Below are 23,685 nucleotides of genomic sequence, written 5' to 3'. Positions count from 1 at the left end.
AACACGATGACGAAACGGTGGCTCGTGCGGATCGGACTCCTGGTGGCGATCGTCGCAGGAGCGCTCGCCCCGTCCGCTGCATTCGCCACCGATCCGGTCACCCTCGACGCAGGGTTCGTCACGGACCACGCCGACGTGCTCAGCGCTGAGGAAGAGGCGACGGTCGAAGCCAGGCTCCAGGAACTCACCGAGAACTCGAACGCCGACCTGTTCGTCGTGCTCGTCGACGAATTCACCGATCCCGCCGACGATGCGCAGTGGGCCGACACGGTGGCCGAGACCAACAACCTCGGCACCGAGCAGTATCTGCTCGCGATCGCCGTCGACGGCCGGAGTTTCTACATCTCCGCGGCTGCCGACGGGCCGCTGAGCTTCAGCCAGCTCGACAGCATCGAAGACAAGATGGTCCCGTTCGCCGCAGACGGCGACTGGGTGGGGGCGATCACCCTCGCCGCCGACGAGATACAGGGAGACGGGGGTGCCGGCGCGCTCCGTGTCGGACTGATCGTCGTCGCCGTCGTCGTGGTGGCCCTGCTCGTCTGGCTCGTCGTCGCGCTGGCACGGCGTGCGCGACGCAGGGCCGGGATCCGCGAACGCGGCGCGATGCCGGAGACCCCCGACCCCGCCGACGCGTTCTCGACGCTCACCGATCAGCAGGTCGAGACGCAGGCCGCACTCGCCCTCGTGCAGGCGGACGACGCCATCACCTCCAGCCGAGAAGAACTCGGCTTCGCGGTCGCACAGTTCGGGGAGGGCGCCACCGAGGAGTTCACCCGGGCCATCGACGCTGCCAAGGCCAAGATCGCGGAGGCATTCGACCTCAGGCAGAAGCTCGACGACGAGATCGAGGACTCGATCCACGACCGCCGCGCCTGGCATATCCGCATCATCCGGATCGCCGAGGAGATCGACGATGTGCTCGACGACAACACCGAGTCGTTCGACGCGCTCCGCAAACTCGAGCAGAACGCCGCGAAGGAACTCGAACGGGTCCGCGGAGAACGCGCGGCACTGATCCCCGCAATCGCCGCCGCGGCGCCGGCTCTCGCCGCGCTCGCGGCAACGTACGATGCCGCAGCGCTCAGCACGATCGCCGACAATCCGGCGCAGGCGCAGGAGCGAGCGGAACTGGCGGACCGATCGATCGAGGCCGCCGCGCAGGCGATCGCCGCGGGCAGGTCCGGTGAAGCAGCCTTCGCGATCCGCACGGCCGAGCAGTCCGTGGCGCAGGCGGCCCAGCTCGCCCAGGCGGTGACGGCCCTCGGCACCGAGTTGTCGGCGCTCGAGACGAAGGCGCAGGCTCTGGTGTCCGAGCTGCAGGGAGACCTCATCGCGGCCCGGCAGCTGCCGGACACGGACGGATCGATCGCCGCCGCGGCCTCGGCGACCGCCCAGCAGGTGCAGCGCGCGCAGGTCGACCTCGCCGGGGATGCCCGCAATCCGCAGCGCGCACTGGAGGCGCTCACCGCCGCGAACACCCAGATCGACGGCGCCATCGCCCGAGGGAGGGAAAGCGTCGAACGCTCGCGCCGCGTGCAGCAGATGCTCGAGCAGACCCTCGCACAGGCGAACTCCCAGATCCGCGCGACTCGAGACTTCATCGAGACCCGTCGCGGCACCGTGGGCTCGACCGCCCGCACACGTCTCGCGAACGCGGAAGCGAGCCTGACTCATGCCCTGAGCCTGCGGGCCACCGATCCGGCTGCCGCACTGGCGGAGGCGAATCGAGCCCTCTCCCTCGCGGGGCAGGCGACGGCGGCCGCACAGTCCGATGTCCAGGCCTACGCCCCTCCCTCTGATCAAAGCGGCTTCGGTGGCCTCTTCGGGAGCTCCGGCTCCTCGACAGGCGGCTCGGGCATCGGCGGCGACATCCTCGGCGGGATCATCGGCGGCCTGATCGCCGGTGGGGGCGGCAGATCCTCGAGCCGCGGCAGCCGCAGCGGCTGGCGCTCTTCCGGGGGCGGCGGCTTCCGCAGCTCCGGCTTCGGCGGCGGCGGGGCTTCCCGCGGCGGCGGGGGCCGCAGCGGCCGATCCGGAGGTAGACGCTTCTGATCCGCCACACAGATTCTTACGCCAAGCTCACGAAGACGCCCTCTGAAAGGAACCACGCATGACCAAGCAGTCCATCTTCGGACGTATCTCGACCCTCGTCCGCGCGAACATCAACTCTCTGCTGGACTCCGCGGAAGACCCGCAGAAGATGATCGACCAGCTCGTCCGCGACTACACGAACAGCATCGCCGATGCGGAGTCCGCGATCGCGGAGACCATCGGCAACCTGCGCCTGCTGGAACGCGACCACGAAGAAGACGTCCAGGCGGCCACCGAATGGGGCAACAAGGCTCTGGCCGCCAGCCGCAAGGCAGACGAGATGCGCGCCAGCGGTGACGCCGCCGACGCCGACAAGTTCGACAACCTCGCAAAGATCGCGCTCCAGCGCCAGATCAGTGCGGAGCGCGAGGCAACCGGCGCCGAGCCGCAGATCGCCGCGCAGACCGAGATCGTCGACAAGCTCAAGAGCGGCCTGAACGGCATGAAGGACAAGCTCGTCGAGCTCAAGAACAAGCGCAGCGAACTTCTCGCGCGTGCGAAGGTCGCCGAGGCGCAGACCAAGGTGCAGGACGCGGTCGGCTCCATCAACGTGCTCGACCCCACCAGCGAGCTCGGCAGATTCGAGGACAAGGTCCGCCGTCAGGAGGCCATCGCACAGGGCAAGATCGAGCTGGCTGCGTCCAGCCTCGACGCGCAGTTCGAGAGCCTCGAGGATCTCGGGGAACTCACCGAGGTCGAGGCTCGTCTCGCCGAGCTCAAGGCCGGCGGCAGCGCCCCCCGTCAGGCCCTCGAAGGCTCCTGACACGACCAGCGGGTGCCCCGGACCTCGCGTTCGGGGCACCCGCCTTCTCCCTCGGAGGCACCCATGGTGCGTTTCCTGGTCATCCCGCAGTGGCAGGGCTCGCCTGCACCACGAGCGATGCTCCTCGTCGACGGCGCGTCCGCGATCGCCGGGGATCTGCCCCGTGCTGCCACGACGGTGTTGGAAGTTCCGGTCGAGGCCGGTGAAGCGCTCGGCACGGGCGTACGACGGCTGAGTGCGCTGCTCCGGACGCGGGAACTCATGCACGGTCATGTCGGCGACGACGTCGTGGTGATCGGTGGCGACTGCAGTGTCACCGTCGCCGCCCTCGATGCGCTTCCCGGCGGCACCGAGGGCCTCGCGGTCGTGTGGTGCGATGCGCACGCGGATATGCACACCCCCGAGACGTCCCCGTCGGGTGCCTTCTCCGGCATGGCATTGCGCGCGCTTCTCGGCGACGGCGAGGAGCAGTTGGCGCTCTCTCCGGCGATCCCTGCCGACCGCGTCGTGACCGTCGGGATGCGCACGCTCGACGACGCGGAGATCGCACCCCTCGCCCCGCTGACGAACCTCACGGTCGCCGATGTCGAACGCCCGGATTCACTGCTCGACGCCGTGCGTGCGACCGGAGCCTCACGAGTATGGGTCCATATCGACGTGGACGTGCTCGATCCCTCGGAATTCGCCGGCGTCTCCTCCTCCGTCCCGTTCGGCCTCTCCCCCGCTGCGCTGAGTGCCGCCCTCCGCACCCTTCGCGGCGAGATCCCGCTCGCCGGAGCCACCATCGCCGGCTTCGCTCCACGATCCCCGGCCGACGCCGTCGACGATCTCGGCGCGGTGCTGCGGCTGATCGGAGCGGTGGCATGACGTCGGATCGGGGATGGCAGGCGGCAGCCGAAGACGTGCTCGTTCGCGGGCGGCGCGTGGACAGACGCATCCCCTCGTTCCTGCTGCGCTCTCCGATCAGCCGACTCGGCTACGCCTGGGGCACGGCCGTCGGCTGGCTGTGGGGCGCGCTGTGGAGCACAGGGCCCGTGGAGCGACGCTCCGGGCTCTGGGTCTTCCGGGGTATGCCGTCATGGACCTTTCGGCGCGGTGGGGTCTGCGTCGGAGGCTGTTTCCTGACCGGCGACGCTCGTCCGACCGAAGCCGTTCTGCGCCACGAGGGCGTGCACAAGGCCCAGTGGCTCCGCTACGGCTTCCTGATGCCCGTGCTGTACCTCTTCGCCGGGCGCGATCCGCTGCGCAACCGCTTCGAGATCGAAGCGGGCCTGGAAGACGGGAACTACGTGCGGCGCACTCCCTGAGAGAGCTGGTTCAGCGCTGCGCGGGCAGCAGGCCGAAGCGCTCTGGCGTGCGGATCTGTGCCGGAGAGATCGCCAGCGATTCGGTGAGGTGCTCGACGATGTCGGCGGTCCCGAGGTAGCCGCCCAGAAGCGTGACGTGCGTCTCGATCTCGCTGTCGTACATCATCTCGTCGGCCCACGCGCACGTCGCCCGCGCCAGGGCCTGCCCCGGTGCGCACGAGCGACCACTACCGGGCGCGCCGGTGCGCTGCTCGCGAGCGAGCCACGTCACCGTCATGCGGCCCGGGGCCTCGATCACGCCGACATCCGCGACCTCGGGGACCTCGATGAAGATCCGCCCGGAGGCGCACAGCGGCAGCGTGGTCAGGAACACCTCGAGCTCGGCGAGCGACTGCTCGTCGGCCGTGATCAGGTAGTGCGCGCGCTGACGAGCGGCGCGACGTTCCGCACGCGTGCTGCGAGTCTCGAGCGAGGTGTTCATGATGACTTCATCGTACACCAAGTGAAGGCTTGCCTAACCTCGCTTCGGGTGCGAGAAGTCCCGCGTACGCTACCGGTCGGACTCGACGAGCGCCTGCGTCAGCGCGGCGATCTCCCCCTCGGTCATGCCGTTGGCGCGCAGGTATCCGCCGGCGGAGCCCCAGCGCTCATCCACCTGCGAGAGCAGGCGCCGCATCACCGGCGCGGGCGACTGCGTCGCGAGCGCGACGGCGTGCACGGCTTCCGGATGCTGCGATCGCAGATACTCGGCGATGCGCCGCGTACGCTGAGCGGGAAGCTGCGATTCGGTGAGCGCGTAGTCGGCGATCACGGCGTCTCTCTCCGCACCGACAGCGGAAAGGGCCAGAGCGACCGTCACGCCGGTGCGATCCTTGCCGACGGTGCAGTGCACGAGGGTGCGCTCCCCCGCGGCGATGATGCGGATGGCCTCCACGAGTCGGTCGCCGCTCTCCTCGAGGAGATGCAGGTACAACCCGTCGAGACTGATGTCGGTCTCGAAGAAAGACCTCACCGAGCCCAGGAACAGAGGAAGGTGGGTGGTCTCCGGTCCGTCGATCTCCGTCGGCTCCGCCGCGACCTCCTCCCCATCTCGAAGGTCGACGATGTGCTGCACGCTCTGACGGAGGAAAGCCGCACCGACCGCGGTCGCGCCGGAGAGCTGTCCTGACCGCAGGAGGGCGCCGGCACGGATCCGACCGCTCGCCGCCGGCATGCCGCCGACGTCGCGGATGTTCGTCACCCCATCGACGTCGAGGACCGTCATGCCTGCGACCCGCGCGCGGGCACCGGGTAGCGGCCGGCGATCACGATGCGGTTGAACGCGTTAATGGAGACGCACGCCCAGCTCAGAGCGGCGTACTCCTTCTCCGTGAAGACGCTACCGACACGGTCGTACACGTCGTTCGAGACCCCACCGTCCGAGATGAAGGTGAAGGCCTCGGCGAGTTCGAGCGCCGCGCGCTCCCGCTCGCTGAACACGCCGCTCTCGCGCCAAGTGGGAATCTGGGTGAGCACGTCGGTGTCGATCCCGGCCGCGACGGCCCGATCGACGTGGATCCGCACGCAGTACGCGCAGCCGTTGAGCTGGGAGCAGTGGATCATGACGATCTCCTTGAGACGATCGTCGATGCCGTTCGCCGCGCAGATCTGCCCGACCGTCTTCGAGAACGCGTCGAGCGCCTGGTACGCGGCAGGCTCGGTCTTGGACAGGTGCACACGCGTCTCGCTCATGACTCCATGATATTCGTCGCGCGCCCACCGAGCCTTTCCGCAGCCCGGAAGCGCGAAATGCAGATAGCGAAGCATTTGCGGCGGGAGAGCATCAGAAGTGCAAGCTTATTAGCCATGCTGCTTGTCTTTATGCTCCCGCATTTCTCCGACTCGGGGCGGAGGGCGCAGAATGTGGACGTGGCGATCGACATCAGCGAGTTCAGCTATCTTCCCGCACAGGCCGATGCGCTCGGCGTCCCGCTCCCCCCGGTGGAGCGTCTCGCCCTTTCCCTCGAGGACGGGCGTGTGGTGAGCGCTGTGCGCTTCGGGACCGATGCGCCTCGAGTCACGCTCCTGCACGGCGCCGGTCTGAACGCGCACACGTGGGACACGACCGTCCTGGCTCTTCAGCAGCCCGTGCTCGCGATCGACCTCGCCGGCCACGGCGACTCCTCGTGGCGTGAGGACGCCGACTACTCCCCGCGCACACTCGCCGGGGACATCGCCGCGGCCCTCGACGCGTGGGCTGTCCCTTCTCAGGTCGTCGTCGGCCAGTCCCTCGGCGGGCTCACGGGGGCAGCACTCGCCGCCGGACGCCCGGATCTCGTTTCCGAGCTCGTGGTCGTCGACATCACTCCGGGCATCGATGTCACCGCCGGCCCGGCAGCGCTGCGCGAGTTCTATGCCGGTCCGACCGATTTCGCCACCCGAGATGAGCTGGTCGACAAGGCGATGTCGCTCGGGTTCGGGGGCAGTCGCGCCGAAACCGAACGCGGCGTCTTCCTCAACACCCGCGTGCGCGAAGACGGCCGCGTCGAGTGGAAGCACCACTTCGCGCATCTCGCCGCCCAGGCGCTCGCCGCCCACGATCCGGGCTCGGAGGCAGCGCCGTCCGTGTTGCACGAGACAGGATGGAACGATCTCTCCGCCGTCCGGGCGCCGATCACCCTGGTCCGCGCGCAGCGTGGATTCGTCAGCGAAGCAGACGCCCTCGAACTGCAGCGTCGCGTGCCCACCGCCAGACTGGTCACGCTGGACGCGACCCACAACGTCCAGGAGACCGCACCCGCCGCCCTCGCCGCACTCATCGCGTCCGCCGCCGTATCCCACGGAATATGACGCTTCGTTCCATACCCGACCCGCACCACCCTACGCATCTCTAGGCTCGATCCAACGGCACACAGCAACTGCCGCACCGAGAGGAAACGCCCATGCTCCGACGTACCCGACGTCTCTCGCTGATCTCCGCGCTCGCGGTGACCGCCGTCCTGCTCAGCGCCTGCGCCGGCTCACCCGAGCCGGCAGTCACCACGGACACCGGCACCCCCGACCCCGACGCGACCCTGCACGTCGGCCTGGTCCTCGAACCGACCAACCTCGACATCCGCCACACCAGCGGCGCCGCCCTCGAGCAGATCCTCATCGACAACATCTACGAGGGACTGGTCAGTCGGACGCAGGACAACGAGATCGAAGGGCGCCTCGCCTCGGACTACACGGTGTCCGACGACGGCCTGACGTACACCTTCACACTGAACGAGGGCATCCAGTTCCACGACGGCACCGCCCTCACCGCGGCTGACGTGGTCTCCTCGTACGAGACCGTGCGCACCGACGCCACCGTGCAGGGCAATGCGGAGTTCGCCAACGTCTCATCGATCACCGCGCCGGATCCGACCACGGTCGAGATCGTGCTCTCCGAGCCGAACCAGAACTTCCTGTTCGCGCTGACCGGCCCCGCTGGGCTGGTGTTCAAGACCGACGACACGACCGATCTGAAGTCGGCAGAGAACGGCACGGGCCCCTTCACGCTGACGAGGTGGAACAAGGGCAGCACCATCACCTTCGCGCGCAACGACGACTACTGGGGCGAGGCTGCAGGCGTCGCACAGGTGGAGTTCCAGTACATCCCGGACTTCACCGCCGGGGTGAATGCCGCACTCGCCGGGGACGTCGACGTGCTCACCGCCGTCGATCCGAACCTCGCCTCGCAGCTCGAGGACTCGGGCGAGTTCGCTCTCACGAAGGGACGGACGACCGACAAGGCGACGCTGGCGTTCAACAACGAGAAGGCTCCTCTCGACGATGTCCGCGTGCGCGAAGCGCTCCGACTCGCGATCGACCACGACGCGCTCATCGAAGCCGTCGGTGCGGGCACAACCATGTACGGCCCCATCCCGGAGCTCGACCCGGGCTACGAGGATCTGTCCGACGTGATCTCCTACAACCCGGAGAAGGCGAAGACACTGCTCGCCGAGGCCGGCCAGGAGGACCTGGAGCTCACCCTCACCATCCCGGCGTTCTACGGGACCACGGTGCCGAAGGTGTTGATCTCCGACTTCAAGAAGGTCGGCGTCTCCCTCGAGGTGAACTCGGTGGAGTTCCCGACCTGGCTCGAAGACGTGTACACGAACCACGACTACGACCTCAGCTTCGTACTGCACGTCGAGCCGCGCGACTTCGGGAACTTCGCCAACCCGGACTACTACTTCGGCTACGACAACTCCGAGGTGCAGAACCTGTATGCCGAAGCCCTGGCCGAGGTCGACCCCGACAAGTCCGCCGAACTGCTCGCACAGGCCGCACGCATCGTGTCGGAGGATCATGCCGCGGACTGGCTGTACAACGGCGAGACGATCACGGCCGTGAGCCCGTTCGTCGCAGGCTTCCCCGAGGACTCGATCAACTCGCGCATCAACCTCGCCGGTGTCACCGTCTCCACCGACGAGTAGCGAGCGGTCACCCGTCCGTGATCCGCTACACACTCACACGAGGAGCCCTGCTCATCGCAGGGCTCCTCGTGTCGAGCGTGCTCATCTTCCTGACCCTCCGCGTCTTCCCCGGGGATGTCGCGCAGCTGATCGCCGGCACCCAGGCCTCGCCCGCCGAGGTCGACGCGCTGCGTGAGTCGCTCGGCCTGGACCGTCCGTTGTTCGCCCAATACACCGACTGGATCGGCGGCATCTTCCGCGGCGACCTGGGCACCTCCCTCCTGTCCGGCGCCTCGGTCGGAGAGGAGCTCCTGCTCAAGGCACAGGTCACGGTGCCCCTCGGCATCATGTCGCTCCTGATCGCCGTGCTGATCGCGGTGCCGTTCGGCATCCTCGCCGCACTCCTGCGCGGTCGCAGCGGAGGCACGGCTCTCAGCGTCGGCGCTCAGGCGCTGGCCGCCGTTCCCGTCGTCTGGGCCGGCATGATGCTCATCGTCATCTTCTCGGTCTGGCTGGGCTGGCTGCCCCCGCAGGGCTTCCCCCGTACGGGATGGTCGACGCCATGGCGCGCGATCGAGTCGCTGCTGCTCCCCGCATTGACGATCGGCATCGTGGAGGGGGCGATGCTGATGCGCTTCGTCCGCAGCGCCACGCTCCAGGCCGCGGGACAGGATTTCGTGCGCACGGCCGCCGCGAAGGGCCTCACTCGCACACGAGCGCTCATCCAGCACGGCATACCGGCGGTCGGGCTCTCGATCATCACCGTCCTCGGGCTCCAGGTCGCCGGGATCATCGTCGGATCGGTCGTGATCGAGCAGCTCTTCACCCTCCCCGGCATCGGACGGATGCTCGTCGCCGACGTCGGGACGCGCGACCTCATCAAGGTGCAGAGCGAACTGCTCGTGCTCACCGGCTTCGTTCTGGTCGTGGGCTTCCTCGTCGATCTCGCGCATCGTGCGATCGATCCACGCCAACGGGAGGCCGCATGACTCCGCGCTGGCTCGCCCGGCTCTGGCAGACCCCGACCGGGCGGTTCGGACTCGTCGTCGTGGCCGTGATCGCGGGCACGGCACTCGTCGCGCTGTGGTGGACCCCGTTCGACCCCCAGGACTCGAACATCGGCGAGCGGTGGCTGTCCCCTGGCTGGCCGCACCTGCTCGGCACGGATGACACCGGCCGCGACATCCTGAGCCTGCTGATGGCGGGGGCACGCACGACCGTGTTCGTGAGCCTCGGCGCCGGTGTCGTGGCGACGGTCGTGGGGGTCTCCCTCGCCGCGCTCGGTGCCCTCACCGCTCGCTGGGTGCGGGAGACCGTCGCGGTGCTCGTCGACATCCTGATCGCCTTCCCCGTCCTCCTGATCGCCATGATGATCTCCTCGGTCTGGGGCGGCTCGCTCTGGGTCGTGATCTGGGCCGTGGGGATCGGGTTCGGTGTGAACATCGCCCGCGTGACACGGCCGGAGCTGCGGCGCGTACAGCAGAGCGACTTCGTGCTGGCAGGTCGTGCCGCGGGGCTGACTCCGTCGCAGAGTCTGGTCCGCCACCTGCTGCCGAACGTCGCCCCCGTGTTCATCGTGCAGCTCTCCTGGTCGATGGCCGTCGCCGTCCTCGCCGAGGCGGGCCTGTCCTACCTCGGGTTCGGCGCCTCGGTGGTCGAACCGAGCTGGGGACTGCTGCTCGCCGATCTCCAGCGCTACATCGGGGTGCATCCGCTCTCGGTGATCTGGCCGGGTCTCGCGATCACGATCACCGTGCTCGCGCTGAACCTCCTCGGCGATGGCTTGCGCGAGGCGACCGACCCGACCCTGCGGCATCGATCCGCCGAGACCCATACTCCGGGGGTGGTCGCATGACCCTCTCCGTGAATGACCTCGCGATCGAGATCGACGGGCGCCGCGTCGTCGACGGCATCTCGTTCGAGGTTCCGGACGGCGCGCGCCTCGGCCTGATCGGCGAGTCCGGGTCGGGCAAGTCGCTCACCGCTCTCGCCGTGCTCGGCCTCCTCCCCGACGGCGCGACCGCGTCCGGCAGCATCCGCTGGAACGGCGCGGAACTGATCGGAATGCCCGACCGCGAGCTGGCCCGTTTGCGCGGCGACGACATCGGCATCGTGTTCCAAGAGCCGCGCACGGCGCTGAATCCCATCCGCACCGTGGGGAGGCAGATCGCGGAATCGATCCGCATCCACGAGGGAGTGGGTCGCCGCGAAGCGAGACAACGCGCGATCGCCGAGGCCGCACGCGTGCGTCTGCCGGATCCGGAGTCGATCGTGGACCGGTATCCGCATCAGCTCTCGGGCGGTCAGCGGCAGCGCGTCGCTCTCGCCATGGCACTCGCCTGCCGTCCGCGACTTCTCATCGCCGACGAGCCGACGACCGCACTCGACGTCACGATCCAGGCCGAGATCCTGTCCCTCCTGCTCACGCTCGTCGCCGAGGAGGGCATGTCGCTCGTCTTCATCACCCACGATCTCGCCGTGCTCGCTCAGGTCGCGACCTCAGGCGTCGTCCTCGAGCATGGGCGCGTCGCGGAGACGGGGACGGTGTCGGCCCTGCTCTCGGCACCCTCCTCGCCGATCACGCAGGGGCTTCTGCGGGATGCGACGGCGACGCTGTGGCGCCCGAACGGCGGTGACTCATGAACCTGATCGAAGCCCGGGGACTCGGAAGGGACTTCCGTCTTCCGAAACGGTCCCTGTTCGAGCGCCCCCGGACTCAGACGGCGTTGTTCCCGACCGACCTCGAGGTCGTCGAGGGTTCCTCCGTGGGGATCATCGGCGAATCGGGATCGGGGAAGTCGACCCTGGTCCGGTTGCTGCTGGGCCTCGACCGAGCGACGTCCGGCACCGTCACCATCGATGGACGGCCGGTGGAAGCGGCGGCATCGGCGAGGTCACTGCATTGGCTGCGCCGCGAGACCGGAATGGTGTTCCAGGACCCGTTCGCCTCCCTCGATCCGCGCATGACGGCCGGGCAGATCATCCGGGAACCGCTCTGGGCGCTCGACGTCGAGGGCGATCACCGGGCGAGGGTCCGCGAAGTCCTGACCCAGGTGGGGCTGGAGCCGGAGATGGGCGATCGCTACCCGCACGAGTTCTCCGGTGGCCAACGCCAGCGGATCGCGCTTGCACGGGCGATCGTGCACCGCCCTCGCATCCTCGTCGGGGATGAGCCCCTCTCCGCGCTCGACGTGACGGTGCGCGCGCAGATCCTGGACCTGCTGATCGAACTCCGCCGGACGACAGACCTCACGCTCCTTCTGGTGTCGCACGACATCGGTGTGGTCCAGAACCTGTGCGACAGCGTCGCGGTGATGAAGGACGGCCGCATCGTCGAACAGGGGTCTACCGATGAGGTCCTCCTCCACCCCACGCAGGACTACACGAAGTCCCTGCTGGCCGCGATCCCGGTGCTCCCCCGCCCGGACGGCGACTGAGCGCGCACCGTCGCCGCGGCTCTCCCTGGTTCAGCGACGCGCGCGGAACAGGCTGCCGCGCCGCCGTCCTGTCGGGCTGAGCACGCGCCGCATGTACACGGTGCCCAGGTCTCGCCCGAACTTGTAGCCGACGCGCCCCATGCGCCCGGCCTCGACGAAGCCGAGTTTCTCATGGAGCCGTATCGAGGCCTCTGCGCCGCGATCACTGATGACGGCAACCATCTCCCGGAGACCGATCTGCTCGCACGCGTCGATCAGCGCCTGCAGCAGTGCGGCTCCGAGCCCCTTTCCACCGGCACCCGGGCCCAGGTAGATCGAGTCCTCGACGGTGTACTTGTAGGCGTTCTTGCCCGCCCAGGGTTGGGCGAGCGCATACCCCATCACGACGCCGCCCGGGGAGACGGCGACGAGGAAGGGCAGCTCCAGTCGTGTGAGCAGCGCGTACTTGTCGCGCCAGTACGGGATGCTGCTGCGTCGCTCATCGAGCGTGACAGCGGAATTGCTCACGAAGTGGTTGTAGATCTCACGCACGTGGGGCAGGTCGGCCGGGCGGGCGGCACGGATCGTGTAGGAGAAGATCTCGGGCACGGTCAGCGGGCGAAGGTGGCGCGGGAGGACACGGCGACGGTCCCCCGGTTCGAACTGCATGTGCTCAGCTTAGAGACGGAGCGGCTTCGCCTTCCACCCTCCAGTCCACCGCTGCGGCGCCCTGTTCCGCCAGCAGGGCATTCGCACGCGAGAACGGGCGGGAGCCGAAGAACCCCCGGCTGGCCGACAGCGGAGAGGGGTGGGCAGAGGCGATCACCGGGGTGGGCCCGAGCATCGGCTGCAGATTCGCCGCGTCCTTGCCCCACAGCACGGCGACGAGAGGCTGATCGCGAGCGACCAGGGCCCTGATCGCGAGTTCGGTGACCTTCTCCCACCCCCAGCCTCGGTGCGACGCGGCCGCCCCCGGACGCACGGTCAGGACACGGTTGAGCAGGAGCACGCCCTGGTCGCTCCACGCGGTGAGATCTCCGTGCGGGGCGGGCGGGATCCCGAGATCGCTCTCGCGCTCCTTGTAGATGTTCGTGAGGCTGCGTGGCAGCGGCCGCACCTCGCGGTCCACCGCGAACGAGAGACCGATGGGGTGACCGGGCGTGGGGTACGGGTCCTGCCCCGTGATCAGCACACGCACGTCCGCGAGGGGCCGCCGGAAGGCCCGGAGGACGTTCTCACCGGAAGGCAGATAGCCGTGCCCGGCCTGCTGCTCCGCACGGAGTCGGTCGCCGAGGCCGGTTATCGTCTCCTGGGCCGGGGCGAGCGCTTCCGCCCAGTCCGCAGCGATGAGGCCGTCCGCAGCGAGTTCGGCCAGCGTCCGCGCCATCGTCAGTCGAGCGACCGCACGCGCAGCGGTCCGCGCGCGAGCAGGTGCTGTGCGGACTGGGCCACCGGGCGCATCGTGACGAGGTCGAGGTTCACGTGCCCTGGTGCCCCCAGCGCATACGCGATGACATCGGCGACGTCCTCCGCGAGGAGCGGTGCATCGACGCCGGCGTAGACGGCCTCCGCCGCGACGGCGTCACCGCCGAGCCGATTCAGTGTGAACTCCTCGGTGTGCACCATGCCGGGCGCGACCTCGACGACCCGGATGGGCTCACCGTTCAGTTCCTGTCGGAGCACCTTGACCAGCATGCCCTCGGCAGCCTTCGCGGCGTTGTACCCGGCGCCCCCCGCGTACGCCGACTGGGCGGCCGTGGAGGTGACGAAGACCGTATCCGCGTGGCCGTCCGCCTCGGCAGCTCGGCGCAGCAGCGGGAGCAGTCCCGCCACGAGGCGCTGTGTCGCCAGCACGTTCGCGTCGAACATCCACTGCCAGTCCTCGACGGAGGCGTCTTCGATGCGATCGGTGCCGCGAGCACCGCCGGCCACCTGCACGAGCGCGTGGACCGGCCCCGATTCTGCGAGCGTGGCGACGAGAGCGTCGACGGCGGCCGGTTCGGTCAGGTCGCAGGCGATCACCGAGGCTCCGGTCTCCGCGGCGAGCGCGGACAGACGGTCTTTGCGCCTGGCGACCCCGACCACATCCCATCCCATCGAGCGGAGTGCGCGCACCGTCGCCGCACCGATCCCCGAACTCGCACCTGTCACCACTGCACGTCTGTTGACCATGCCTCCACCGTACGATGTTCCACACGGATTGCGGAGTCCCCGACGGGCGGTCGCGGATCCCTCGGTCGTGCGACTGCGACCGAGGCTCTTCTGTTACGTCACATTTCTCCCTCACTGTTGACACCGAGCGATATTCCGTACTCTCGCAACAACGGCATCCGCCATCCGACCTTCCGACCACTCCTGGGGGAATCACATGTCCGCACCTGAGTCCTGGCGCTTCGAGACCAAGCAGATCCACTCCGGCGCCGCCCCCGACCCGGTCACGAAGGCGCGTGCCACGCCGATCTACCAGACCACCTCGTATGTGTTCGACAGCGCGGACCACGCGGCCAACCTGTTCGCACTGGCGGAGTTCGGCAACATCTACACCCGCATCCAGAACCCGACGCAGGACGTGCTGGAGCAGCGGCTCGCCGCCCTCGAAGGCGGCACCGGCGCGCTGGTGCTCGCCAGCGGACAGGCGGCCTCGACCTTCGCCATCTTGAACATCGCCCAGGCGGGAGACCATTTCGTCGCTTCGAGCTCGATCTACGGCGGCACCTACAACCTCTTCAAGTACACCCTCGCCAAGCTCGGCATCGAGGTCACGTTCGTCGAGAACCAGGACGACCCCGAGGAATGGCGTCGCGCTGTCCGCCCGAACACGAAGCTCTTCTTCGCGGAGACGATCGGCAACCCGCAGATCAACATCCTCGACATCCGCACCGTCGCCGACGTCGCGCACGAGAGCGGTGTGCCGCTGATCGTCGACAACACGATCGCCACCCCGTACCTGATCCGTCCGTTCGAGTTCGGCGCGGACATCGTCGTGCACTCGGTCACGAAGTTCCTCGGCGGCCACGGCACGACCATCGGCGGAGTGATCATCGACGGCGGCACGTTCGAGTGGTCCAAGAACGTCGACAAGTTCCCGGGTCTCACGGTTCCGGACCCCTCCTACCACGGCGCGAGCTACACCGCCGCCGTCGGCGACCCCCTCGCGTACATCATCAAGGCCCGCGTGCAGCTGCTGCGCGACCTGGGTTCCGCGATCGCCCCGCAGAGCGCGTGGAACCTCATCCAGGGCGTCGAGACGCTGTCGCTGCGCATCGAGCGTCACGTGCAGAACGCTCAGGAGATCGCCGAGTGGCTCGACGGCCGTGACGATGTCGCGACCGTCAACTACTCCGGACTTCCGTCCTCGCCCTGGTACGCCAAGGCCAACGAGTACGCGCCCAAGGGTGTCGGTGCCGTGCTGTCGTTCGAACTGAAGGGTGGCGTGGAGGCCGGGCGCGAGTTCGTGAACAGCCTGTCGCTGTTCAGCCACCTCGCGAACATCGGCGACGTCCGCTCGCTCGTCATCCACCCGGCATCGACCACCCACGCGCAGCTCACGCCCGAGCAGCAGCTCACGGCCGGTGTCACACCGGGTCTCGTGCGCCTCTCGGTCGGCATCGAGAACATCGAGGACCTCAAGGCCGATCTGGACCAGGCTCTCGCCGCGGCACGAGCCGTGTCGGAGGCCGCCCGCGCCTGACTCCGCTGGTCCGGTCGACACCCCGTCTGGCCGTCGACGCCCCACCTGAATCACGTCTCTCAGGTGGGGCGTCGACGCTGTGCGGGGGCGTCGACCGGATCTTGGCTATCGCGCGAGCGTAACCTGCCGCCGATGCGTCCCCGGCCACGCGACAATGGAGGGATGGACTGGCAGACGACCTCCGAGGACACGGTGCCGTCTGCACCCGTGACGGAGGCCGACGTGCGTCTTCTCCGCGCCCGCCCTCCGGCGACCGGAGCATGGCGCGACGGCGACCCTGTCGGCGGCAGGCGCTTCGCCGCCTTCGGACCGTTCGCCACGGAGAGCGGTGCGGAGCTGCCCGGCATCCGCATCGCCTACGAGACCTGGGGCGAACTCAACGCCGCCCGCGACAACGCGATCCTCGTCCTCCATGCGCTCACGGGCGACAGCCACCTGCGTGGGACGGCGGGCGCCGGCCATCCGACCGCGGGCTGGTGGGAGGACATCACCGGCCCCGGCGCACCGCTGGACACCGAACGCTGGTTCGTGATCGCGCCGAACATGCTGGGCGGCTGCCAGGGATCCACCGGCCCGGCGAGTGTCGCCCCGGACGGATACGAGTGGGCATCGCGATTCCCCTACCTGACGATCCGCGATCAGGTGGCGGCGCAGGTGCGGCTCGCGGATGCATTGGGAATCGACACGTGGGCTGCGGTCATCGGCGGCTCGATGGGAGGAATGCATGCCCTGGAGTGGGCCGCCACCCACCCCGCGCGCGTGCAGCGACTCGCCGTCCTCTCCTCCCCGCCGGTGACGACAGCCGACCAGATCGCGCTGAACACCGTGCAGCTGGAGACCATCCGGATGGATCCGCGTTTCCAGGGCGGCGAGTACTACGACCTCTCCGACGGCGACGGCCCCCATCGCGGTCTCGCTCTGGCACGACGCATGGCTCTGCTGAACTACCGCAGCCCGATCGAGCTCAATCAGCGCTTCCAGCGGTCATGGCAGTCCGACGTCTCCCCGCTCGGTCACGGCGGGCGCTTCGCGGTCGAGTCGTACCTCGATTTCCACGGCAACAAGTTCACCCGCCGCTTCGACGCCAACAGCTACATCACCCTCGTCGAGGCCATGAACTCGCACGACGTCGGGCGCGGGCGCGGGGGCGTCGAAGAGGCGCTGCAAGCCGTCACGGCGACGACGCTGGTGCTCGGGATCGACAGCGACCGTCTCTTCCCCGTCGACGGACAGCAGCGCATCGCCCGCGGCATTCCGCACGTCATCGACGATGAGGCCGTGGTGCTCACCAGCGACTTCGGACACGACGGGTTCCTGATCGAGACCGAAGCGGTCGGCTCGAACCTCCGCCGACTCCTCGACAGCTGAGACTGCCGCGCCCCTCAGCCTGCGACGAACCTCCACGGCAGCACACCGGCTTCGAGACGGCCTTGCTCCCAGGCGAAGACACGGCCGTCCTCGGTGTCGAGGACACGCGTCTGGAACAGCTCCGCCGCGCCGCCACGGGACATCGCCGCAGCAGCATCCGCGAACGCGGAAAGACGGTGCAGCGTGACCCAGGTCGGGGGGTACAGCGCCCACTCCCCCGCACCGTGACGCCCGAGCGCTTCGGACGGTCGCACCCAGGCCAGCTCAGCGACCTCCTCCTCGGCGGGTGACGGTACCGCGTCCGATGCCGCGGCGAGGAAGAACCAGGTACGGATGCGGGTGGGAGCCTCGGTCGGCGGCCGCCATTCGGAGAGCGGGACCAGATCGTCGACCCGCAGCCCCACCTCCTCGAAGGTCTCCCGGATCGCGGCACGGCGCGCGTCGTCGATGTCTCCTGCGCCGTCGCGCCGGTCCTCGGGCTCGACCTTGCCGCCAGGGAACACCCAGGCTCCCGCGAAGGAGCCACGGTCCGGTCGACGCAGCAGCAGCACCTCGAAGCCGGACTCCGAGGATCGCAGCAGCACCACGGTACCTGCGACGGGCAAGGATTCCTCGGGGGCACTCATCCCGTCACTCTACGACGCGACGAGCTCCGTCGTCTGTGGGCGCCGCGCTTCGAGGCGGTACGACAGCAGTGCGATCAGGAGCCCGGCTACGGCGAGCGCTGCTCCGGTCCAGGCCGGCGCGGTGAATCCCCACCCCACGGCGATCACGACACCGCCGAGGAACGCACCGAGGCTGTTCCCGATGTTCAGCGCGGAGTGGTTCATCGCGGCCGCGATCGACTGATTGTCGCCGGCCACATCCATGAGCCGCGTCTGGATGGTCGGGCTCAGCACCGACGAGACGAATCCGACGACGAGCACCGTCAACCCGAGGCTCACGATCCAGAACGAGAGGAAGGCGAGCAGGGCGAACACGATCGCCATCGCCGCGAGTCCCCACAGCAGCGTACGGCGCAGATCGATGTCGGCGAGATGGCCGCCCACGAGGTTCCCGCCGGTCATGCCGAGCCCCATCAGCACGAGCACGATCGGGACCGCCCACTCGGGCGCCCCCGCCACCTCGGTGACCAGCGGCGCGATGTAGCTGTACACCGCGAAGAACCCGCCGAAGCCGATCGCGCCGATCCCGAGCGTGAACCACACCTGGGCCCGGCGGAAAACCCCGAGCTCCTGGCGCATCGTTCTCCCGGGATCCCCCGGGTGCTCGGGGACGAACAGTGCGATGCACAGCGTCGCGAGCGCGAACACCAGTGCCACGACCGCGAACGCCGCCCGCCACCCCCACTCCTGACCGAGGAAGGTCCCCAGCGGCACCCCGATGACATTCGCGACGGTGAGGCCGGTGAGGATGAACGCCACGCCCTTGGCACGGTTTCCCGGCCCCATCACATCGGCGGCGACGAGGGCACCGATGCCGAAGTACGCGCCGTGCGGCAACCCCGCGAGGAATCGCGAGGCGGCGACCAGCTCGAACGTCGGAAGGACTACCGTGAGGGCGTTGAACACCGTGAGCGCGAGGGCGAGCACGATCATCACCCGGTGACGCGGGTAGCGTGCCACGAACCCGGCGATGGTCGGGGCGCCGATGACGACACCCAGCGCGTACAGCGAGATCAGCCATCCCGTCTGGCTCAGCGCTTCTTCCGGGCGGGTCGCCCACAACGAGGGCAGCAGGTCGGCGGCGATGTCGGGCAGCAGGCCCATGACCACGAACTCGGTCATGCCGATGCCGAAACTGCCTATGGCGAGAGAGAGGAGCGCCCACTTCGCCGCACCCCTCGATTGCGTCGAGGGATTCACCGGATCAGCTTAGCGGTCGCCGGGGCGTGCAGCCGCCTCCTCGATCGCCGCCTCGAGCCGTTCGATCTTCGCGTCGAGCTCTCCCGAGTACCCGGGACGGATGTCGGCCTTGAGCACGAGGGAGACCCGTGACCCGAACGGCATGACCGCTTCGGTCGCGCGCTTCACGACGCCCATGACCGAATCCCAGTCTGGCCCCTCGATCTCGGTGAACATAAAGGGGGTAGGGGAAATGGGTGCTTTTCGAGCCGTATCGCGACCGCCGTCCGCGGAATTACGCGGATCTCGGGGCCACCATATCTTAGACGAGCGATGTGAGATCACATCGAGGGGGCATGGTCGAGCCGGACTCTTCCGCTCAGTCAGGAGGGTCTCGTGACGCAAGACGGGCATCACAACGGCGTGCGCGGCGGCACACGGGGCGTCTAGCGATGTGGAGGTATTCACGCCGCTGACCCGCGCGTCCGCGACACAGACCGGTCTAACTCAGCGAGGTTCCGAGTGCACGGCGAGGAGGCTCGAGGCGGACACGCCGAGCTGGTGAGCCAGCGCATCAATGGAGTCGAGAGTGAGGTTCCGCTCTCCCCGCTCGATCCCGGCCAAGTACCGCGGAGTGACGCCGAGCTTCTCTGCCAACCCCTCTTGCGTCAGCCCCTCCGCGAGCCGAAGCTCTCGCACGCGCGCGCCGAGAACAGACTTGAGGGGAAGTGCCACCCCTCAAGCGTCTTCACCGGGACTCATCGCTTCCAGGTACTTATCGCTTCCATAGAACCCGGCATCACGTCTAAGATCGCCATGACTCTCTTGAGAGAGCGAGGCGATGATCATGGTCGACGAATACCCGAGGATGCAACGCCGCCCGAAACGAAAGACGGTCGCCGTGATCCTCGACGACGAGTCGGAGGCGGCATTGGCTCTACTGACCGCCGACACGACCTCCAAGTCCGCCGCCATCCGCTCGGCGATCATCGAAGCCGCCGTGCGCCTCCCTGAGCGTCCGCCTGTGCCCGGGCACCTGAGGCATCTCCCCTACGCCCAGGCCATCGCAATCCATAACTCGGTCATGAAGACGGTGGCCGGCTTCCCGCCGCTTACCGCGGACCAGCGCGCGCTCATCTCTTCCCTGTTCCGCGACTCACGCGTCTTCAGAAGAAGCTCACCGGACGCTTCTGCTGCTCCGCCCACCGGTGATCTCCGTGACTGCCGCGGACGACGAGATCCAAGCGTTGCTCAATGGGTACCGGCAGCTCAGCAGCGACGTCCCGTCAACCCTCCTTTCTCGAGGATGGACGTGTGTGAACGTCGACGCAGCCGACGACGATGCGCTTGAGTGGGTCTGGCCGCCGACCGCGCCGATCGGATATCGAGGCCTGCGGGAGTGGGTCCCTCCGGGAGCCCGGGCAAGGCCGGGGATGCATGTGCCGCGCCGCACGCCATGGACTGCGCCAACCCGGTTCCTCCAGCATCCCGGCGCTGTGTGGGACCTCAGATACGGCGAAGCACTGGCGCAGCAGCCAGACGCGCCGAAGCGTTTCACCGCTGATGCGGAACTACTCGATGACCTCGACCGGATTGAATCCTGGCCGATGAGCGTCGAGGAGCGTCGCAGAGAAGAGAGAAACCGGCTCTGGAACACCACGGTCGCCGACGCACACAACGATCACTACCTCGGGATGCCGATCACGGAACCCTACGGCTCCTGGCTCGACGAGATCGACGCGCGCCTGGAAGCACGCGACGGTCGAGTCGACGACGCTCACTCATCCGAACTGGAGTTCGGAGACCTTCACGCGCAGCGGAGGCTTGTCGATGCCGCGGCGTGGGCGTCGGCCCACCGTACTGCACGACTTGGAGGGCCCGGGTGGAGCTCGGACGGACCAGATTAGCCGCCGCGCGCGCCACCACCGACAGGTGAGAAGAAGCCAAGCACGGCTCTGTGACGGATGGGGACGAGCGAGTTCCGGCGTGGATCGACCTCTCGTTCGACCGAACCATGTAGCGTCCGAGCCACAGGCTGCGAGGAAGCGGTCGGTCGGAACGATTCGCCGGAGGGGCGAGCAGGGGCGAAAGCAGGGCCGCTAAGTGGACGTGCTGATCAACGGAGAACGTGTCCCAATCGATCGAGCCGTCTTCGAGGAGTTACTCGAGAACTCCGTCGTCAACGGCCGGGCGCCGTACCACCACGCTCTCGATCGGCGCGAGCTCTACTACACCGAGCTCGTGGACCTCGCACGGAAGGCAGAAGTGCCGCACCCGCTGTTCTTCGCCCCGCTCGCGCTCGTCCAGGCGCAGGTTCGCGCGAAGACGGAGAAGCTGCTGCAGGGCGTAGCCCCGGACACGTTCACCGTCAACACGAGGACCACGATCAAGCTCCGCGACGTGGAGCTGATCATCAAGGACCTCCTCCGGAAGCAATCGCTCGCGAAGAAGCACGACCCGTCGCTCGTCAAGAACAAGATCGTCGGGCTCCTGCGCCGGCCAGGTGCGACGGTGCACGCGGATGCCGAGAAGCTCGTCGCGGCCCTCGGGCTCGATCTCGACGCGATCCGTCGAGCGAGGACGAAGGACATCGCCCTCGAGATGCTCATCGAGCGCCTCGAGGCGAACCAGGTGCTCGTTTCTCGGAGCGTGCGCGGCTACATGCCGCAGATCCTCGACGGCGTGCACTTCAGTGGTATGACGGTCCGGGACTCGAATGTGCCCTACATCTTCCTCACCGGCGGCGACCACGGCGACTTCCAGGAACCACCAGGGCGGCAGATCTTCACCCTGATGCTGATGACCGTGCTCGTCGCGCGCGGGATCTTCGCACCCGTGACGTATGACGCGAACAGCAACGCGCCAGACGCCGGCGGCGAGTACGACATCGTCGGCGAGATCCTCATGCCTCGCCACGAGCTCCAGGACCTCGACCTCGACAGCCTCGACGCGGTCAAGCGCGCCGCTGACACCTTCAAGGTCACCCCGAGCGCTATGGCCGCGCGCGCGATGCGGCTCGGCAAGCTCAGCGTCGAGGGCGCCGCCGAGTACCTCGGTGAACTCGAGACCGAGTTCCGGCGCCGTCCGAAGCCTGGGCCGCGAAGTCAACCGAAGCCCGTCAACGCGATCCGGAAGTACAGCGGGCGAGCGCTCACCGCGCGGATGCTCCGCGCCGTCGAGGAACACCGACTCACCGAGCGGGAGTTCTGCCGAGTTGTCTGCCTCAATCGCCTCTCCCCCGCCGACCTCGGCGAGCTGAAGGCGGCGCTGCGATGAATGAAGAGCTGTACCTCCTCGACAACAACGCCCTCTCGCACCTCACCCGTGCCCAGCGCGCGAGCGCGTTCTTCCACGATCGCTGCGCACTCCCATCGGAGATCATCCACGAGGCGGACGGGTACCCCGATGCCGCATCGTTCAAAGACGTCGAGTACCCGACCACCGCGAATGTCCTCAAGCACCTCGGCACCGTGATGGCTACCGTGTCGGTCGATGACACCACGCTCGTGAACCTCTACGCGAACAAGGGCGCCGCCGACCCGATGCTCATCGCCTGCGCACTCGACGGCATGGAAGAAGCAGCCACGGCCCTGTGGGGCCCGACCTGGGTGATCGTCTCGAACGATAACGCGGTACGCGCCAAGGCCGCGGAGCTCGGCGTCGAGTCCTGCTCCAGGGAGGGGTTCCTCGCCCGGACGGCCGGGGTTTGGGAGGAGTGATCACGATTTTCGCTGCCGGGATACAGGGGACCTGTGTCGGACCTGTATGTCAGGCTTCTGAGAGACCCAACGATTCAGGAGCCAACCTCATGATGTTCACGGCACTCTCACTTCGGCGGTGACGACATGCAGGAGCTCTACGAAATGGCGTTCGCCAGACACGAACGTGCAGCCGCTAAGCGGGGCGAGTTCGCGGCGGCCTGGGGCACGTATGTCGATGGGCACCCGTGGGACATCGACATTCGAAACGTCGATCCATGCACGCTGGAGATCCTGGCCGTCATGCGGGAGCCCGCTCCGGTCGAGATGGCGCTGATCTTCTCCGAGTGGCTGGCCGCCCTCCGGGCTGCGCTTGACAACGGCCTGTACGCCCTGGCCGCGACACTTTCTGGACGGAATCCGCCGCCGCAGGCTGAGCGAATCCAGTTTCCAATCTGCACGACCCCTCGAGAGTTCAAGCAGCAGTCGAATCGCTTGTCGATGCTGCCGACGCATGTCGTCGAGGCACTCGAAAAGTCACAGCCCTACCAGTCCCCCTACGGGCCCGAGAGCAACCTGACCTATTGGATCCACGAACTCGCACGCACTGACCGGCATCGCTCCCTCCACGTCGGGCTCGGCCGCGTCGACGCCCATCGCATCCGCATTGCTGTGCTGCCCGGCGTGAAGATCGAATTCGACGAGAGCGTAACGCCGTATCGCCATATCGAGGGCGAACTCGTCCTCGGACGATTCACCTGCAGCCGACCGATCGCTCCACGAGAGGTTCAGGCGGACCTGCGCGGGGTTGCGATCGCGCCTGAGATCCAGGCATGGGCCGGCTTCACATTGAACGGCAGCAGGCAATCACTGCAGGACCGAATGATCTACACCGAGATCTTCACGCGCAATCACCTGGAGAACTTGGCCGCGATGGGGAACGTGACTCCAAAAGGCGGATTCACGACCATCGATCCGGCTCCAAGAACGACGTATCGCAAGTCCGAATAGCCAAGTGAGCGCGTGGGCCTGACCGAGCACCAATGAAGAGTCCGCCGCTGCGGTTAGGTAATCACAGCTGGTCGA

Annotated in this window: 26 protein-coding genes and 1 pseudogene; 16 read left to right on the top strand and 11 right to left on the bottom strand. The window is 67.9% G+C overall.

Annotated elements, in window-relative coordinates; genetic code table 11:
* The first annotated feature begins 6 nt into the window (after positions 1–6).
* From LC041_RS08600 to LC041_RS08585, 4 genes are all read left to right on the top strand, one after another.
* The gene (locus LC041_RS08600; RefSeq protein ID WP_226532696.1) at positions 7–2,052 is read left to right on the top strand and encodes a TPM domain-containing protein; all 2,046 of its coding nucleotides are present in this window, start codon (positions 7–9) and stop codon (positions 2,050–2,052) included.
* A 58-nt stretch (positions 2,053–2,110) separates the two neighbouring features.
* Positions 2,111–2,854, top strand: a complete 744-nt coding sequence (locus tag LC041_RS08595; RefSeq protein WP_226532695.1) for a PspA/IM30 family protein — start codon at positions 2,111–2,113, stop codon at positions 2,852–2,854.
* A 63-nt stretch (positions 2,855–2,917) separates the two neighbouring features.
* Positions 2,918–3,721, top strand: a complete 804-nt coding sequence (locus tag LC041_RS08590) for an arginase family protein (RefSeq protein ID WP_226532694.1) — start codon at positions 2,918–2,920, stop codon at positions 3,719–3,721.
* The gene (locus LC041_RS08585; protein WP_226532693.1) at positions 3,718–4,161 is read left to right on the top strand and encodes a Fe-S oxidoreductase; all 444 of its coding nucleotides are present in this window, start codon (positions 3,718–3,720) and stop codon (positions 4,159–4,161) included. The genes LC041_RS08590 and LC041_RS08585 overlap by 4 nt, the downstream gene beginning before the upstream one ends.
* Positions 4,162–4,171: 10 nt before the next feature.
* Here LC041_RS08585 and LC041_RS08580 read toward each other — a convergent pair whose 3' ends face one another.
* The 3 genes from LC041_RS08580 to LC041_RS08570 all read right to left on the bottom strand — a co-directional run bounded on the left by LC041_RS08580 (position 4,172) and on the right by LC041_RS08570 (position 5,892).
* Positions 4,172–4,642, bottom strand: coding sequence for an SIP domain-containing protein (locus LC041_RS08580; protein WP_226532692.1), 471 nt, complete (start codon positions 4,640–4,642; stop codon positions 4,172–4,174).
* A gap of 69 nt (positions 4,643–4,711) precedes the next feature.
* Positions 4,712–5,425 carry a tyrosine-protein phosphatase gene (locus LC041_RS08575; RefSeq protein ID WP_226532691.1) on the bottom strand — a complete coding sequence of 238 codons (714 nt, stop codon included), beginning with the start codon at positions 5,423–5,425 and terminating at the stop codon, positions 4,712–4,714.
* Entirely contained in the window at positions 5,422–5,892 is a 471-nt protein-coding gene (locus tag LC041_RS08570; RefSeq protein WP_226532690.1) for a carboxymuconolactone decarboxylase family protein, read from the bottom strand. The genes LC041_RS08575 and LC041_RS08570 overlap by 4 nt, the downstream gene beginning before the upstream one ends.
* 171 nt (positions 5,893–6,063) lie before the next feature.
* Here LC041_RS08570 and LC041_RS08565 point away from each other — a divergent pair, with 171 nt between their 5' ends.
* The 6 genes from LC041_RS08565 (at position 6,064) to LC041_RS08540 (ending at position 12,019) form a co-directional block, all read left to right on the top strand.
* Positions 6,064–6,990, top strand: coding sequence for an alpha/beta fold hydrolase (locus LC041_RS08565; protein ID WP_226532797.1), 927 nt, complete (start codon positions 6,064–6,066; stop codon positions 6,988–6,990).
* Positions 6,991–7,082: 92 nt separating this feature from the next.
* Complete coding sequence (locus LC041_RS08560; RefSeq protein ID WP_226532689.1) at positions 7,083–8,603, top strand: ABC transporter substrate-binding protein; 1,521 nt, start codon at positions 7,083–7,085, stop codon at positions 8,601–8,603.
* A 17-nt stretch (positions 8,604–8,620) separates the two neighbouring features.
* Complete coding sequence (locus LC041_RS08555) at positions 8,621–9,571, top strand: ABC transporter permease (RefSeq protein WP_226532688.1); 951 nt, start codon at positions 8,621–8,623, stop codon at positions 9,569–9,571.
* A complete protein-coding gene (locus LC041_RS08550; RefSeq protein ID WP_226532687.1) occupies positions 9,568–10,437 on the top strand; it encodes an ABC transporter permease in 870 nt (289 codons plus the stop codon). Before LC041_RS08555 ends, LC041_RS08550 begins: the two co-directional genes overlap by 4 nt.
* Entirely contained in the window at positions 10,434–11,225 is a 792-nt protein-coding gene (locus tag LC041_RS08545) for an ATP-binding cassette domain-containing protein (protein ID WP_226532686.1), read from the top strand. Before LC041_RS08550 ends, LC041_RS08545 begins: the two co-directional genes overlap by 4 nt.
* Positions 11,222–12,019: an ABC transporter ATP-binding protein gene (locus LC041_RS08540; protein ID WP_226532685.1), complete on the top strand. Its 798-nt coding sequence runs from the start codon at positions 11,222–11,224 to the stop codon at positions 12,017–12,019. Before LC041_RS08545 ends, LC041_RS08540 begins: the two co-directional genes overlap by 4 nt.
* Positions 12,020–12,049: 30 nt before the next feature.
* Here LC041_RS08540 and LC041_RS08535 read toward each other — a convergent pair whose 3' ends face one another.
* Genes LC041_RS08535 through LC041_RS08525 form a run of 3 tightly spaced genes read right to left on the bottom strand, consistent with a single transcriptional unit; the run spans position 12,050 to position 14,170 of the window.
* Entirely contained in the window at positions 12,050–12,667 is a 618-nt protein-coding gene (locus tag LC041_RS08535; RefSeq protein ID WP_226532684.1) for a GNAT family N-acetyltransferase, read from the bottom strand.
* A gap of 4 nt (positions 12,668–12,671) precedes the next feature.
* Complete coding sequence (locus LC041_RS08530; protein WP_226532683.1) at positions 12,672–13,385, bottom strand: uracil-DNA glycosylase; 714 nt, start codon at positions 13,383–13,385, stop codon at positions 12,672–12,674.
* A 2-nt stretch (positions 13,386–13,387) separates the two neighbouring features.
* A complete protein-coding gene (locus LC041_RS08525; RefSeq protein WP_226532682.1) occupies positions 13,388–14,170 on the bottom strand; it encodes an SDR family oxidoreductase in 783 nt (260 codons plus the stop codon).
* Between the two features lie 196 nt (positions 14,171–14,366).
* Between LC041_RS08525 and LC041_RS08520 the strand changes: the two genes are divergently transcribed.
* Both LC041_RS08520 and metX read left to right on the top strand, forming a co-directional pair.
* A complete protein-coding gene (locus LC041_RS08520; protein WP_226532681.1) occupies positions 14,367–15,689 on the top strand; it encodes a bifunctional o-acetylhomoserine/o-acetylserine sulfhydrylase in 1,323 nt (440 codons plus the stop codon).
* Positions 15,690–15,851: 162 nt separating this feature from the next.
* Positions 15,852–17,057: a homoserine O-acetyltransferase MetX gene (gene metX, locus LC041_RS08515; protein WP_226532680.1), complete on the top strand. Its 1,206-nt coding sequence runs from the start codon at positions 15,852–15,854 to the stop codon at positions 17,055–17,057.
* Positions 17,058–17,071: 14 nt separating this feature from the next.
* Here the strand turns inward: metX and LC041_RS08510 are convergent, their stop codons facing one another.
* The 5 genes and pseudogenes from LC041_RS08510 to LC041_RS08490 all read right to left on the bottom strand — a co-directional run bounded on the left by LC041_RS08510 (position 17,072) and on the right by LC041_RS08490 (position 19,891).
* Complete coding sequence (locus LC041_RS08510; RefSeq protein ID WP_226532679.1) at positions 17,072–17,683, bottom strand: NUDIX hydrolase; 612 nt, start codon at positions 17,681–17,683, stop codon at positions 17,072–17,074.
* A gap of 9 nt (positions 17,684–17,692) precedes the next feature.
* Positions 17,693–18,922, bottom strand: a complete 1,230-nt coding sequence (locus tag LC041_RS08505) for an MFS transporter (RefSeq protein ID WP_226532678.1) — start codon at positions 18,920–18,922, stop codon at positions 17,693–17,695.
* Between the two features lie 9 nt (positions 18,923–18,931).
* Positions 18,932–19,147 (bottom strand): annotated as a pseudogene (locus tag LC041_RS08500) (thiamine-binding protein); the annotation flags it as partial.
* A 261-nt stretch (positions 19,148–19,408) separates the two neighbouring features.
* Positions 19,409–19,636, bottom strand: a complete 228-nt coding sequence (locus tag LC041_RS08495; protein WP_226532677.1) for a helix-turn-helix domain-containing protein — start codon at positions 19,634–19,636, stop codon at positions 19,409–19,411.
* Between the two features lie 3 nt (positions 19,637–19,639).
* Complete coding sequence (locus tag LC041_RS08490; RefSeq protein WP_226532676.1) at positions 19,640–19,891, bottom strand: hypothetical protein; 252 nt, start codon at positions 19,889–19,891, stop codon at positions 19,640–19,642.
* Between the two features lie 227 nt (positions 19,892–20,118).
* On the opposite strand from LC041_RS08490, the gene LC041_RS08485 reads away from it, so the two are divergent.
* The 4 genes from LC041_RS08485 (at position 20,119) to LC041_RS08470 (ending at position 23,610) form a co-directional block, all read left to right on the top strand.
* On the top strand, positions 20,119–20,808 hold the full coding sequence (locus LC041_RS08485) for a hypothetical protein (protein WP_226532675.1): 690 nt from the start codon (positions 20,119–20,121) through the stop codon (positions 20,806–20,808).
* Between the two features lie 196 nt (positions 20,809–21,004).
* The gene (locus LC041_RS08480) at positions 21,005–22,177 is read left to right on the top strand and encodes a hypothetical protein (RefSeq protein WP_226532674.1); all 1,173 of its coding nucleotides are present in this window, start codon (positions 21,005–21,007) and stop codon (positions 22,175–22,177) included.
* Positions 22,174–22,620: a hypothetical protein gene (locus LC041_RS08475; RefSeq protein WP_226532673.1), complete on the top strand. Its 447-nt coding sequence runs from the start codon at positions 22,174–22,176 to the stop codon at positions 22,618–22,620. Before LC041_RS08480 ends, LC041_RS08475 begins: the two co-directional genes overlap by 4 nt.
* A gap of 126 nt (positions 22,621–22,746) precedes the next feature.
* The gene (locus LC041_RS08470; RefSeq protein ID WP_226532672.1) at positions 22,747–23,610 is read left to right on the top strand and encodes a hypothetical protein; all 864 of its coding nucleotides are present in this window, start codon (positions 22,747–22,749) and stop codon (positions 23,608–23,610) included.
* Positions 23,611–23,685: the final 75 nt, after the last annotated feature.

This window comes from Microbacterium paraoxydans (genome assembly GCF_020524545.1).
Taxonomy (GTDB): Bacteria; Actinomycetota; Actinomycetes; order Actinomycetales; family Microbacteriaceae; genus Microbacterium; species Microbacterium paraoxydans_C.
Note: the sequence above shows the minus strand (reverse complement) of the source record. Positions and strands in the feature narration are given on the sequence as shown.

What these genes read in the sequence shown, in the direction of transcription:
- LC041_RS08600 (WP_226532696.1), top strand. Translation starts at nt 7, where the DNA reads ATGACGAAACGGTGGCTCGTGCGGATCGGACTCCTGGTGGCGATCGTC.
- LC041_RS08595 (WP_226532695.1), top strand. Translation starts at nt 2,111, where the DNA reads ATGACCAAGCAGTCCATCTTCGGACGTATCTCGACCCTCGTCCGCGCG.
- LC041_RS08590 (WP_226532694.1), top strand. Translation starts at nt 2,918, where the DNA reads ATGGTGCGTTTCCTGGTCATCCCGCAGTGGCAGGGCTCGCCTGCACCA.
- LC041_RS08585 (WP_226532693.1), top strand. Translation starts at nt 3,718, where the DNA reads ATGACGTCGGATCGGGGATGGCAGGCGGCAGCCGAAGACGTGCTCGTT.
- LC041_RS08580 (WP_226532692.1), bottom strand. Translation starts at nt 4,642, where the DNA reads ATGAACACCTCGCTCGAGACTCGCAGCACGCGTGCGGAACGTCGCGCC.
- LC041_RS08575 (WP_226532691.1), bottom strand. Translation starts at nt 5,425, where the DNA reads ATGACGGTCCTCGACGTCGATGGGGTGACGAACATCCGCGACGTCGGC.
- LC041_RS08570 (WP_226532690.1), bottom strand. Translation starts at nt 5,892, where the DNA reads ATGAGCGAGACGCGTGTGCACCTGTCCAAGACCGAGCCTGCCGCGTAC.
- LC041_RS08560 (WP_226532689.1), top strand. Translation starts at nt 7,083, where the DNA reads ATGCTCCGACGTACCCGACGTCTCTCGCTGATCTCCGCGCTCGCGGTG.
- LC041_RS08550 (WP_226532687.1), top strand. Translation starts at nt 9,568, where the DNA reads ATGACTCCGCGCTGGCTCGCCCGGCTCTGGCAGACCCCGACCGGGCGG.
- LC041_RS08545 (WP_226532686.1), top strand. Translation starts at nt 10,434, where the DNA reads ATGACCCTCTCCGTGAATGACCTCGCGATCGAGATCGACGGGCGCCGC.
- LC041_RS08540 (WP_226532685.1), top strand. Translation starts at nt 11,222, where the DNA reads ATGAACCTGATCGAAGCCCGGGGACTCGGAAGGGACTTCCGTCTTCCG.
- LC041_RS08535 (WP_226532684.1), bottom strand. Translation starts at nt 12,667, where the DNA reads ATGCAGTTCGAACCGGGGGACCGTCGCCGTGTCCTCCCGCGCCACCTT.
- LC041_RS08530 (WP_226532683.1), bottom strand. Translation starts at nt 13,385, where the DNA reads ATGGCGCGGACGCTGGCCGAACTCGCTGCGGACGGCCTCATCGCTGCG.
- LC041_RS08525 (WP_226532682.1), bottom strand. Translation starts at nt 14,170, where the DNA reads ATGGTCAACAGACGTGCAGTGGTGACAGGTGCGAGTTCGGGGATCGGT.
- LC041_RS08520 (WP_226532681.1), top strand. Translation starts at nt 14,367, where the DNA reads ATGTCCGCACCTGAGTCCTGGCGCTTCGAGACCAAGCAGATCCACTCC.
- metX (WP_226532680.1), top strand. Translation starts at nt 15,852, where the DNA reads ATGGACTGGCAGACGACCTCCGAGGACACGGTGCCGTCTGCACCCGTG.
- LC041_RS08510 (WP_226532679.1), bottom strand. Translation starts at nt 17,683, where the DNA reads ATGAGTGCCCCCGAGGAATCCTTGCCCGTCGCAGGTACCGTGGTGCTG.
- LC041_RS08490 (WP_226532676.1), bottom strand. Translation starts at nt 19,891, where the DNA reads ATGATCGCCGAGCGGATGGCGGCGGACTTGGAGGTCGTGTCGGCGGTC.
- LC041_RS08475 (WP_226532673.1), top strand. Translation starts at nt 22,174, where the DNA reads ATGAATGAAGAGCTGTACCTCCTCGACAACAACGCCCTCTCGCACCTC.
- LC041_RS08470 (WP_226532672.1), top strand. Translation starts at nt 22,747, where the DNA reads ATGCAGGAGCTCTACGAAATGGCGTTCGCCAGACACGAACGTGCAGCC.